The sequence below is a fragment of the Serratia sp. NA_13 genome (genome assembly GCF_052691735.1).
Window position 1 is genome coordinate 47,845 of sequence record NZ_JBQZFV010000004.1, and the last position, 12,935, is coordinate 60,779.

Here is a 12,935-nt window from a genome sequence, read left to right on the forward strand (position 1 = left end):
TAGAGCAAGAATGCATAAAGCACGCGGTTTTTAGAACTTTAGAATACTTGTTTTCCTCAGGCCTTGCTGTGCGCCTGCGGTATTGATAGCTGCTTCAACACCAGATTAACCGTTCAATTTGACGTCCTGCCTGGCAAAAATGGTTAGTGAAACTAAACCGTTGTTGACATTGGGCGTCGCCGGCCTGCCGTGCCGGTTTTTTTGTCGCCGATGGCTGAATCGTTCCAACAGGGCGGATTGCCGACGACATCTTTGCTCACTTTCTGGTGAGCATTTTGAACGCACGGGGCATTTCACTCCGTGCTGGTGGAGGAGTAGGTTATGAACGAAGATCACGGGTGTGCCTGTGCGCAGCATTTGGCGCAGGGCTTTGCCAGGCAGTCGCTGAGCGTTGGGGAGGGCGAGCTCTACCAAATCTCGCTGATGAGCGCGTTAATCAGCGGTGTTTACGAAGGGGAGGTCACCATCGCCGAGTTGCTCAGGCACGGTAATTTTGGCCTGGGGACTTTCAACCACCTGGACGGCGAACTGATCGCCTTCGACAAGGAAATTCACCAGTTGCGTGCCGACGGTAGCGCGCGGCCGGCCAGTCTACAGCAGAAAACCCCGTTTGCCGTCGTCACCTTTTTCCAACCCAGCGTCACCCAACACTTTGATCGTCCGATCACCAAGGCGCAGCTGCATCAGTGCATTGATGAACAGGTGGCTTCGCCGAATCTGTTCTGCGCGGTGCGTGTCGACGGTGAGTTCAGCCACGTGGAAACCCGGACTGTGCCACGCCAGGAGCGTCCCTATCGCCCAATGCTGGAAGCGATTGAAGAGCAGCCCACCTTTGCCTTTCATCACTGCCAGGGCACGCTGGTCGGTTTTCGCTCGCCTGACTATATGCAAGGCGTTGGCGTGGCCGGTTATCACGAGCATTTTGTCACCGAAGATCGCAACGGAGGTGGGCACGTGCTGGATTACCAGCTCGACCATGGCCGTCTGCAATTTGGTGTGATCACCCGTCTCAATCTTCAGTTGCCGCATGACGCGGATTTTCTGCGCGCCGACCTCTGTCCAGAGGATTTGGATCGTGCAATTCGTTCTGCCGAGGGTTAATTCCGCGACAGTCTTGGGTTAGTTTTCAGGAGGTATTCCATGAACAAAGCAAAAACAGACAATAACTGGGCATGCGGCGCAGATTTGGTGGTGAAAAATCTGGAGGCGCAGGGCGTCAAACACGTATTCGGTATTCCGGGAGCCAAGATAGACCGGGTATTTGATTCGTTGGAGGATGCGCCGTCGATAGAAACGGTAGTGGTGCGTCACGAAGCCAACGCGGCATTTATGGCAGCGGCGGTCGGGCGCTTGACCGGTAAGGCCGGGGTGGCGCTGGTGACCTCCGGGCCGGGCAGTTCCAACCTGATCACCGGGCTGGCGACCGCGACCTCGGAAGGGGATGCGGTAGTGGCTTTTGGCGGCGCGGTGAAACGTGCCGATAACCTGAAGCAGACCCACCAGAGCATGGACACCGTCAGCATGTTCCGACCGGTGACCAAGTACTGTGCCGAGGTGCATGCCGGTTCGGCGATTTCAGAGGTGATTGCCAACGCCTTCCGCCACGCCGAGTTCGGCCGTCCGGGGGCCTCTTTCATCAGTCTGCCAATGGATATCGTCAATGAGCCGGTCAGTGCACCGGTGCTGGCGGGTTGCCGACTGCCACGCATGGGGGCGGCGGCTAGTGAGGATATTCGCGCCGCGGTCAAATTGATCCAGCAGGCAAAATGCCCGGTGCTGCTGTTGGGCTTGCAGGCCAGCCGCCCGGAAAACAGCGAGTCGGTGCGCCAGTTGCTGCATCGCACCCAAATGCCGGTGGTGGGTACCTATCAGGCGGCGGGGGTGATCGACGTTAACCACTTTGCGCGCTTTGCCGGGCGCGTTGGGTTATTCAATAATCAACCCGCCGACCAACTATTGCAGAAGGCCGATCTGGTGGTCAGCGTCGGTTATGGCCCAATTGAATACGATCCCTGCATGTGGAACAGCCAGGGCCGATTGAAGCTGGTGCATATCGACGTGCTGCTGGCGGATATCGACACCTGCTATCGCCCTGACATTGAGCTGGTGGGTAATATCAGCGCTACCCTCGACATGATGACCGAAGCCTTTAGCGGCGTGGTGAGCGTGCCGACGGAGGTGGAATTGATCCTCAGCGATCTGGGCCGTCAGCGCCATGAACTGGCAGAACGCGCGGCACGGCGCAGTGGCATGCCAATTCACCCGTTGCGCATCGTGAAAGAGTTGCAGGATATCGTCAGCGACGACGTGACGCTGTGCGTGGACATGGGCAGTTTCCACATCTGGATTGCACGTTATCTTTACAGCTTCCGGGCGCGCCAGTTACTGATTTCCAACGGCCAACAGACCATGGGGGTGGCGTTGCCGTGGGCGATAGGTGCCGCTTTGGTGCGGCCGGGGGACAAAGTGGTCTCTATATCCGGCGACGGCGGTTTTATGCAGTCGAGCATGGAGCTGGAAACTGCAGTACGACTGAAAAATAACATCGTGCATGTCATTTGGGTGGATAACGCCTACAACATGGTAGAAATGCAGGAAGTGAACAAATACCGGCGTAAATCCGGGGTGGAATTCGGCCCGATTGATTTTAAAGCCTATGCTGAAGCCTGCGGTGCGGTCGGGTTTGCCGTGCAGTCGGTGGAAGACTTGCGGCCGATGCTACGCAAGGCAATGGAAATTCAGGGGCCGGTGGTGGTGGCTATCCCGGTGGATTACGCCGACAACTACAAACTGATGGCGCAGATGAACTTCAGCCAGATGATTTAATTTCAGTAAGCCGGGCAACCACGGGGAATGCCGCATGCAGCACTCCCCGTTTTTTATGCTCAGAATTTGTGCTTTACATCCCTAACTGCATGATTTATTGGTATCCCTCGAGTCTGTTTTCTACTCTGGGGATGGCACGATGAATCAGAAATCAAAAGCAAAAGTGATAACAATGACGTTGGGACTCTTGGCTCTGACGGTGATGGGCGGCGCACGCGCCAGCACGCTGGTTTATTGTTCCGAAAGTTCGCCGGAAGGGTTCAATCCTCAGTTGTTTACCTCCGGTCCCACGGTTGACGCCAGTTCGGCGACGATTTACAACCGGCTGGTGGACTTCAAAGTTGGTACCGTCGAGCTGCAACGGAGCTTGGCGGAAAGCTGGCAGGTGAGTGAAGACGGCAAGAATTACACCTTTCATCTGCGCAGAGGGGTAAAATTCCAGAGCAATAAATACTTTACCCCCACCCGCGACTTCAACGCCGACGACGTTATCTTCTCCTTTATGCGGCAAAAAGACCCCACTAACCCCTATCACAAGGTCTCCAACGGTGCTTACACCAATTTTGAGTCGATGGAGTTTGGCACGCTGATCAACAACATTGTCAAAGTGGACGACAACACCGTGCGTTTTGAACTTTCGCGTGCCGAAGCGCCGTTTGTGGCAGATCTCGGCATGTATTTCGCCACTATTCTCTCGGCCGAATATGCCGATGCGATGCTGAAGGCCGGCACGCCACAGCGAGTGGATAACGATCCGGTCGGCACCGGGCCGTTCCAACTGGTGCAGTACCAGAAGGATGCGAAGATCCTCTACAAGGCATTCGACCAGTATTGGGAGGGCAAACCGAAGATAGACCGCCTGGTGTTCTCGATCACCCCGGATGCGGCGGTGCGCTTTGCCAAACTGCAAAAGAATGAATGCCAAGTGATGCCGTTCCCTAACCCGGCGGATCTCAAGCGCATGCGCGAGGACAAAAATATCCAGGTGATGGAGAAGTCAGGGCTGAACATCGGTTTCCTGGCGTTCAATACCCAGAAAAAACCGCTGGATAACCTCAAGGTGCGGCAGGCGCTGGCGCTGGCGGTGAACAAGCCGGCGATCCTCGAGGCGGTATTCCACGGCGCAGGTCAGCCGGCAAAGAACCTGCTGCCGCCGAGCCAGTGGGGGAGCAATGACCAGATTGGGGACTATCCGTACTCTCCGGAAAAAGCCAAACAGTTGTTGCAGGAGGCCGGGCTGGGGCAGGGGTTCGCCATCGATCTGTGGGCGATGCCGGTACAGCGGCCATACAACCCGAATGCCAAACGCATGGCGGAGATGATTCAGGCCGATTGGGCGAAAATCGGCGTGAAGGCCAAGATTGTCACCTTTGAGTGGGGTGAATATTTGCAGCGGATAAAGAACGGAGAACATCAGGCTGCGTTGATGGGCTGGACCACCGCCAACGGCGATCCGGATAATTTCTTCGGCCCGCTGTTTACCTGCGTTTCGGCCAACGGGGGTTCAAACTCGGCCAAATGGTGCTATCCGCCGTTCGACAAGCTGATCCAGCAGGCGCGTGAAGAGAATGATCACGCCAAACGGGTGGCGATGTATCAGCAGGCGCAGGTGATGATGCATGACCAAATGCCGGCGATGATGATTGCCCACTCAACCATTTTTGAGCCGGTACGCAAGGAAGTGAAAGGCTACGAGATTGACCCGTTCGGCAAGCACATCTTCAAACAGGTTTCGCTTGAGAAATAATTAAAAAGGGGCTGCATGGCAGCCCCCCAGACTGATGACAAACCTCATACCTGCCCAGAGCGAGTAGAGGCTGATAAACAAAAATCAGGAAAATCAATTTATTGATTTTCGGCTGCTCACCACAAAGCAGGAAAAACCACGCTTTTTCCTGCTTTGTCAGCAATATAAGGGGCTGCATGGCAGCCCCCGTTTCATTACCGGTTTATCCCACCATTAGAAATGGGTATTCACGCTCATATAGTAAGTCCGGCCCGGTTCGTTGTAGGTGGCAGCGCCCGCACCGGCAATGTTAATCGCGCCGGTGGTCGGGTCACCCACGTTCTGCGAGTTCCCTTCACGGAACTGACGTTTGTCGAACAGGTTGTCGATACCGGCCGTCAGGCTGACGTTCTTGGTCACCTCATAGGTGGCGCTGGCGCCCACTACGGCGTAAGGGCTGACTTCCTTGGTTTCGGTTCCGCTAACCGGTTTGCCCTGATAGTTGTACTTCTTCGGCTTCTGACGGCCGTACCAGGTCAGGGTCGACTGCATCGACAGCTCCTCTGTGGCCTGCCAGCTCAGGGTCGAGTTGATGGTGAACTCAGGAATAATCGACAGGTAATCACCGGTAGTCTTATTCTTGTTTTCAATCATATAGGTGGCGTTGTTGGTCCAGGAAACGGTCTCGCTGACCGGCACGTTCAACGTGCCTTCCAATCCCTGCACCACCGCTTTAGGCACGTTTTCCCACTGGTAGATAGCGGTACCCTTGCTGCTGGTGCCGATGCGAGAGTTACCTGCTTCGATTTTGTTGTGGTAGTCATTGCGGAAATAGGTCACGCCGGCCAGCCAGCCGTCGTTATGGAACTCTAGCCCCACCTCTTTGTTGACGCTGGTTTCTGCCTTCAGATCGTCGTTACCCAGCAGGTAACAGCCATTTTTGACGTCGCTGGACGAACAACCTTGCCCTTTGCTGTAGAGCAAATAGTTTGGGTTGGTCTGATACAGATTCGGTGCTTTGTAGGCCCGCGCGATCCCCATCTTCAGCGTGAAGAAGTCGCCCAGTTCCTGCGACAGATTCAGCGACGGGCTCCAGTTGTTTCCGGCCTCGGAGTGCAGGTCATAACGCAGGCCTGGCGTCAGCATGGTGCTGTCGGTCAGCTCCATGTTGTCTTCGGCAAACAGCGAGAAGATATGCGCGGAGGCATAAGGGCTGCGGGTGCCGGCTGCCTGGCCAGGAATGGTGCCGCCCATCAGGGTTTGGCTGGTGGAGGAGCCGTCCTTCATTTTCTGCTGGTTCCATTCGGTGCCCAGCGTCGCGGTTTGCGTTACGCCCAGTTCAAAGGGTACGCTGATTTCGCTGTGCGCCAGGAAATCGTCCAGTTTGGTGGTACCAAAGCCTTCGTTTTTGGTATCGAAGATGCCTTCGGTTCCACCGGCCAGACCTTCGTTCAGACGGGTATTACGGGTGCGTTCGAACTGGATATAGTTGTTGGTACTGACGCCACTATCCCAGGCCCCCCGGTGGTTTAGACCGAAAGTTTCACGATAAATACGGTTGGTTTCTTTACCGTAGTTACTTTGCACCAGCGCGTTGGAGTTGGTGTTTTGAGTATCCCCGGCATACAGGTTGCCCTGACGACCGTAGGAATACTCAAACTCCAGTGACTGCAGGTGGGCAAAATCCCAATGCAGCATGGCATCGATGTTTTTGTCTTCCACGCCTTCACGCCCGGAAGGGGTACTGTTGGCATAAATGCCTACGCGCTCGGATTTATGCGATTCATTGATATCCCAGGCATCGGCCTGGGTTTTGCTGTAACCACCGAACAGGCGGAAGCTTAATTCGTCAGTCAGCGGGCCAGACAGGCTGAAGTCGGTGCGCTTGGTAGAACCTTCCTGCTTGTGCTGCGGTACGTTGAAGTAGGCATTTAACGAGCCGTGCAGCTCTTTGGTATTCTTTTTGGTGATGATATTGACTACGCCGCCGGCGGCACCGTTGCCGTAGCGTGCCGCTGCCGGGCCGCGCAGCACTTCGATGCGTTCAATCATCTCCGGGGGGACCCAGGCGGTATCGCCACGGGTATCACGTTCGCCACGCCAACCCTGACGTACTGAATTACGGCTGGTGGCCGGCTTGCCATCGATCAGGATCAGGGTATTTTCCGGGCCCATGCCGCGAATATCGATCTGGCGGTTGTTGCCGCGCTGGCCGCTGGTAGAGTTGCCGGTCAGGTTAACGCCTGGCATGGTGCGGATCAGTTCGCTAATATCGCGCGCCGGCGGGCGTTTTTTGATTTCGTCGGCGGTAATGGTAGAAACCCCGGGCGCCTGCAGGTTCTGCTTGGCGGCGGTGACAACAATGGTGTCCTCGGCAGTTTCTTTATTATTCTTGGCGACGTTGTCGGTTTCTGCGGGGGTATCAGTTTGCTGTGCGGCGTGCACAAAGGCGGACGCGCCTAACCCTAACCCGATGAGTGTGGCTAAGGAATAACGAGATAATTTGCGGTTCATGTGAGAGTTCCTACCTTGCTGACTTCCCCGGGGCACCGAAAGCAGGCCTCCGGCAGTAGAGAAGGGCGGTTGTAGTTTTTGTGTTTTCGGAAATTAAAATCCAACCCTGTTGAACATACCTGCCCGATTTGCGAGCCTGTACACACTATTGCAAACGCAAATAATTATCAATAGTATTCGGTTTACGATTTTATTGGGCAGCGCCTCGCGCCGCGAATTTACCGGCTTTCCTGAAGCTGCCAGCTAAATAGTGAATAGGCGTTTTGAAAACAAAATCCGAGTCAGAAAGCAGCAGATTATTATCGAGCAAGCACGCCGGGCGCCATGGATGGTGGCTGAATATCGCCAAACGCGGTACGCCGCTGGTGGAGTTGCTGGGGGATGGGCGAGGGAAGGTCACATTTTTATGGCGCGATCCGCAGGGATGTGAACTCACTTCAGCCTATCAACGTGTCTGGATCCACATCAATTGTCTGACCGACCACCACCAGTCATCGCCGCCACAGAGCCTGCAACGGCTGGAAGGGACCGACGTCTGGTACTGGCAAACCGAGCTGAGCGCCGACTGGCGCGGCAGCTACTGCTTTATCCCCTGTATGGACGACCGACCGCTGGAACACAGTGGTGAGGATGCGCACGCCAATATGCATTCGATCCGTCACTGGTGGCATCAGGTGTTTGCCGGTGCCACCCAGGACCTGCTTAATCCCCATCGTTCCTGGGCCGGTGTCTCCGGCAACGTGTTGTCCGGACTGCATATGCCGGAGGCACCCGCGCAACCGGCTTGGCAGGATTTTGATCGCTACGCCGTGGCCAGTGGACGTTGTACGCCAGCACCGCCTGCGCGGCTGCAGCGCCATAGTTGGCACAGCGAGCGGTTGGGTAATACGCGTGACGTCTGGGTTTACACCACTGGCGACAGCAACCCGGCGCAGCGACCCCTGGCGGTATTGCTGGACGGCCAGTTCTGGTCGAGCAACATGCCGGTCTGGGAGCCGCTGATGCAGTTGACCCGTGAAGGCCAATTGCCGGAGGCGGTATATCTGCTGATCGACATTATCAGTCTCAAGCACCGCACTCAGGAACTGGCCTGCAACGAAGATTTCTGGCTGGCGGTGCAAGAAGAGCTGCTGCCGCAGGTGGCTGAGTGGGCACCTCACAGCCGTGATCCGGCCACGACTTTGGTATGCGGCCAGAGTTTTGGTGGCCTGTCGTCGCTGTATGCCGGGTTGCACTGGCCACAGTGCTTTGGCGGGGTGCTCAGCCAGTCCGGTTCATTCTGGTGGCCGCGTCGCGATATGTATCAGCGTGAAGCCATACCGGCCGATGCCGGCTGGCTGCTGCATCAGGTTGAGCAGGGCGTCGGCCAAGGGCAACTGAAAGTGTTTATGGAAGCCGGGGTGCACGAAAAAGTGGCGCATCGGGTCAATGACCGGATGGCGGATTTGCTGCGTGATGCCGGTCATCGGGTGCAATACCGGGTCGTGGCGGGCGGACATGACTATCTGTGCTGGCGTGGCGGTCTGATCGACGGGCTGCAAGCGCTGTGGGCGGATAGCCTTCCTGTCTCTGCAGCCAAACTCACCTTCACTGTCCAGGGAGTCCTTGATGGAAAATCAGAACCCGTTCGATGACGAACAACAAATTTGCCTGATTGTGTGCAATGACCAACTGCAGTACAGCCTGTGGCCTGAATTTAGCGCAGTACCGGCGGGGTGGACGCCGGTATTCGGCCCGGCGGCGCGGCCGCTGTGCGTGCTGTGGCTGGAGCAACACTGGCAGGATATGCGGCCCGCATCACAGCGTAAGGCGTGATGGTAATAATACCGAGAACAGGAGTCAGTCCCTTGTCAGACAGCACTTTATTATCAATCGAACAGCCACTCGCCACTGAGTTGCCGTTGGTCGCCGCGCAACCCGGGATCTGGGTTGCCGACCAAATTTCACCGCACGCCAACGCCTATGCGGTTTCCCACTATATCGAGCTCTGCGGGCCGTTGGATCAGGATTGCCTGCTGCAGGCGATCGCGCAGGGGCTGTCCGAAGTGGATACTCTGCAATTCCGCTTTGAAGAGCGTGACGGGGTGCCGATGCAGTGGCATGACCCGCAACTGGCGATCCTGCCGGTGGAGTTGATTGAGCTGCGCGATTCCCCCGATGCTGCTGCGGCAGCGCGTGCCTTGATGCAACTGGATATGTCCGGTGACTTACGTATCGGCAGCGGCAATGCGCTGTATCGTCATATGTTGATCCGCCTGTCGGAACAGCGTTGGTTCTGGTATCAGCGTTATCACCATATTCTGGTGGATGGCTTCAGTTTCACTGCCATTGCCCGCAGAATTTCCCATATTTACACTCGGATGTCGTGTAATGAGCAGCCGGACCCGACGCCGTTTAGTGCCTTCAGTGAAGTGGTTGAAGAATATCAACGCTACGCACAATCGGCGGCTTGCCAGCGTGACGCGGCCTTTTGGCTGAACAAGGCAAAGCAGTTGCCTGCGCCGGCCACACTCTGTCCGCAACCACTGGCCGGCCAGACGCCGACCACCCGTATTCATCGTTTATCACAGCTGTGTGACCGCCAAGACTTTAGCCAACTGGTGAACGCCGGTCAGCAGCAGTTCAGTGTGGCAGATATGGCGCTGGCGCTGGTGGCGCTGTGGGTGTCTCGCCTGAGCGGTCACGCCAGCTTCAGCGCCGGCTTTATCTTTATGCGCCGTACCGGCTCGGCGGCGTTATGCGCCAACGGCCCGGTGATTAACGTACTGCCGATCGAAATGCACCTTGATCCTCAGGCTCGGCTTGGCGAGGTTGCCGGCAATATCGGCCGTGAGCTGAAAACCGTCCGTCGCCATCAGCGTTATGAGGCGGAACAGGTGCAACGTGATCTGGGGCGAATTGGCGATGCCCAGCCGCTGTATGGCACCGTTTTCAACTTTAAGATGTTCGATTTCCAGTTGGACTTTGGCGGTATCGAAGGCATTACCCATGAGTTGGCCTCCGGCCCGGTACGTGATTTGGAGATCGCGCTGTATCTCGATGAGGCCGGCACGCTGAAGGTCGATCTGTTGGCCAATGCCGAGCGTTATCAGCGGGATGAGTTGGCGGCTCATCTGCAACGCCTGCCGTTATTGTTACGTCAGTTCGCCGCGCAGCCGCAAATGCCGATCGGTGACGCCGACTTGCTCACCGAACAGGATCACCAATTATTGGCTCGGGTCAACGACACCGTTTATCCGGTGGCGCCGCAAACCCTCAGTGGCCTGCTGGCGCAGCAGGCACAGAAAACCCCGGATGCCCCGGCGCTGGCCGATGCGCAGTATCAATTTAACTACCGCGAGACCCGCGAACAGGTCAGCGCGTTGGCGCGCCAGCTGGTGGCTCAGGGCGTGCAGCCCGGCGATATCGTCGCCGTTGCCTTGCCGCGCTCGGTGTTTCTGTCGCTGGCGTTAATGGCCATTGTCGAGGCGGGGGCGGCTTATTTACCGTTGGATACCGGTTATCCAGATGAGCGCCTCAGCATGATGCTGGAGGACGCCGCGCCACGTCTGATTATCACCGAAGCCAGCCAGCAGGCACGTTTTGCCGGCAAGAGTGAAATTTTTCTGTATGACGCGCCGCTGGCCGCAGACAGCGCGGCGGACGTCGTGCTTAGCGGACCCACGCCGCACCATCCGGCCTATATTATCTTTACCTCGGGTTCGACCGGACGGCCGAAAGGCGTGCTGGTGGGGCATCAGGCGATCGTCAACCGACTGCTGTGGATGCAGCATCAGTATCCGATGGCTGCGGGTGATGTGGTGTTGCAGAAAACCCCCTGCAGTTTTGACGTCTCGGTGTGGGAGTTCTTCTGGCCGTTGATGGTGGGGGCTCAGTTGGTGATGGCACCGCCGGAGGCTCATCGCGATCCGGAACAGCTGCTGCAACTGATTGACCGCTATCGGGTCACCACTATGCACTTTGTGCCTTCGATGCTGGCGGCCTTTGTCGGTGCGTTGGACACTCGGCAGGCGGTGGCGTGTTGTGCGCCGTTGCGGCAGGTGTTCTGCAGTGGTGAAGCCTTGCCGGCCGAGCTGTGCCGCCTGTGGCAAAGCCGCACCGGGGTGCCGTTGCATAACCTGTACGGCCCGACCGAAGCAGCAGTGGACGTCAGTTGGCACCCCGCCTGGGGCGAGGCGTTGGCCGCCGTCACCGGGGCTAACGTGCCTATTGGTCTGCCGGTATGGAATACCGGGTTGCGCATTCTTGACGCGCGTTTGCGGCCGGTGCCGCCGGGTGTTGCCGGGGATTTGTATCTCACCGGCGTACAGCTTGCGCACGGCTATCTGGGGCGACCTGAACTGACCGCCAGCCGCTTTGTGGCTGACCCGGCAGGCGACGGTGGGCGGATGTATCGCACGGGTGACGTCGCGCGCTGGTTACCGGGTGGCGAAGTGGAGTATCTCGGGCGCAGCGACGATCAACTGAAAATTCGTGGCCAACGTATAGAGCTGAGTGAAATCGATCATGCGTTGCTGTCATTGCCGGGCATTAAACAGGCGGTGACCCATGCATTGGTGCTGGATAATACGCCGACAGATCCGGCCGGTGGCGATGCCCGCCAACTGGTGGGCTATTTGGTAGCGCAGCCGAGTGTACGCCTTGATCTGGAGGTGTTGCGAGCCGCACTGGCCGATCGCCTGCCGCCACATATGGTACCGGTAGCACTGGTCGAGATGGAGTCCCTGCCGCTGAGTGCCAATGGCAAGCTGGATCGCAAAGCGCTGCCGCAACCGCAAGGCGGGGGCAGGGCCGCAGGACGCGAGCCGGAAGCGGGGCTGGAAACGGCGATCGCGGCGGTGTTCGCCCGTTTGCTACAGCGTGAAACCGTGTTTGCCGATGATGATTTCTTTGCCCTTGGCGGTCACTCGCTGCTGGCGATGCGCCTGGCGGCGGAATTGCGTCGTGAACTGGGTAAAGCGGTTTCGGTCGGGCAGGTGATGGTGGCTTCCCGCGTGGAACAACTGGCGCAACTGCTGGCGGAAGATCGCACGCAGGAAGAGGCCGATAGGACCGGTTTCGACAGCGTACTGCCGTTACGGACCACCGAAGGACCTACGCTGTTTTGCCTGCATCCGGCTTCCGGATTCTCCTGGCAGTTCAGCGTGCTGCCACGCTATATCGACCAGCATTGGTCGCTGGTGGGTATTCAGTCACCGCGCCCCGATGGTCCGCTGGCGCTGAGCGAGAATATGGATCAGGTGTGTGACGCACATCTGGAGCAGGTAGTGCAGGTACAGCCGCAGGGCCCGTATCACTTTATCGGTTACTCATTGGGTGGCACTCTGGCGCAGGGCATTGCCGCCAGATTGCAGGCGCGCGGGGAAGAAGTGGCCTTCCTGGGGCTGCTGGATACCTATCCGCCGGAAACCCAGAACTGGGACGTGATGCTCGATGACAACGTGCTCAAAGAAGTCCAGCGCGAGCGCGAGCAGTTCCTGGCGGTTTCCGAGGATGCGCTTGATCCGGCATTGGGCGAAACCCGGGTGGCGATGTTCGATAATATCGAAGCCAACTATGCCGATTCAGTGCGCCTGCTTTCAGCAACCCATACGGCGAACTTCAAAGGGCAGGCGACGCTGTTTGTCGCGCGTCAGACGTTGCAGGAAGGGATGGACGTGCAGCAGACCTGGTCGCAATACGTCGATGCCTTGCAGGTGCATGAGCTGGACTGCGCGCACGTCGATATTGTGTCCCCGGCGTCGTTCAAGGTACTGGGGCCGTTGCTGAACCGCATACTCCGCGCTCTATAATACCCGTCGTCTTTCAAGCTGCAGCGTTGTTACCTGCACTCAGTTACGTGGCCCATCCGTGGGCCACGCCCCTTAAG

At 57.5% G+C, this 12,935-nt stretch carries 7 protein-coding genes; 6 read left to right on the forward strand and 1 reads right to left on the reverse strand.

The genetic code is table 11. The features are described 5' to 3' along the window. Positions 1–321: 321 nt before the first annotated feature. The 3 genes from budA (at position 322) to ACUTSU_RS08690 (ending at position 4,573) form a co-directional block, all read left to right on the forward strand. Positions 322–1,101, forward strand: a complete 780-nt coding sequence (gene budA / locus ACUTSU_RS08680; protein ID WP_445652438.1) for an acetolactate decarboxylase — start codon at positions 322–324, stop codon at positions 1,099–1,101. Positions 1,102–1,140: 39 nt separating this feature from the next. Further along, positions 1,141–2,826 carry an acetolactate synthase AlsS gene (alsS, locus tag ACUTSU_RS08685; RefSeq protein ID WP_445652437.1) on the forward strand — a complete coding sequence of 562 codons (1,686 nt, stop codon included), beginning with the start codon at positions 1,141–1,143 and terminating at the stop codon, positions 2,824–2,826. A 172-nt stretch (positions 2,827–2,998) separates the two neighbouring features. Beyond that, complete coding sequence (locus ACUTSU_RS08690) at positions 2,999–4,573, forward strand: ABC transporter substrate-binding protein (protein ID WP_445654033.1); 1,575 nt, start codon at positions 2,999–3,001, stop codon at positions 4,571–4,573. A 213-nt stretch (positions 4,574–4,786) separates the two neighbouring features. Here the strand turns inward: ACUTSU_RS08690 and ACUTSU_RS08695 are convergent, their stop codons facing one another. Then, positions 4,787–7,066: a TonB-dependent siderophore receptor gene (locus ACUTSU_RS08695; protein ID WP_445652435.1), complete on the reverse strand. Its 2,280-nt coding sequence runs from the start codon at positions 7,064–7,066 to the stop codon at positions 4,787–4,789. Positions 7,067–7,329: 263 nt separating this feature from the next. Between ACUTSU_RS08695 and fes the strand changes: the two genes are divergently transcribed. From fes to ACUTSU_RS08710, 3 genes are read left to right on the forward strand one after another with little or no spacing between them, the layout of a single operon-like run. After that, entirely contained in the window at positions 7,330–8,700 is a 1,371-nt protein-coding gene (gene fes, locus ACUTSU_RS08700; protein WP_445654034.1) for an enterochelin esterase, read from the forward strand. Beyond that, on the forward strand, positions 8,675–8,881 hold the full coding sequence (locus ACUTSU_RS08705) for an MbtH family protein (RefSeq protein WP_445652433.1): 207 nt from the start codon (positions 8,675–8,677) through the stop codon (positions 8,879–8,881). The genes fes and ACUTSU_RS08705 overlap by 26 nt, the downstream gene beginning before the upstream one ends. Before the next feature lie 32 nt (positions 8,882–8,913). Next, the gene (locus ACUTSU_RS08710) at positions 8,914–12,858 is read left to right on the forward strand and encodes an enterobactin synthase subunit F (RefSeq protein ID WP_445654035.1); all 3,945 of its coding nucleotides are present in this window, start codon (positions 8,914–8,916) and stop codon (positions 12,856–12,858) included. Positions 12,859–12,935: the final 77 nt, after the last annotated feature.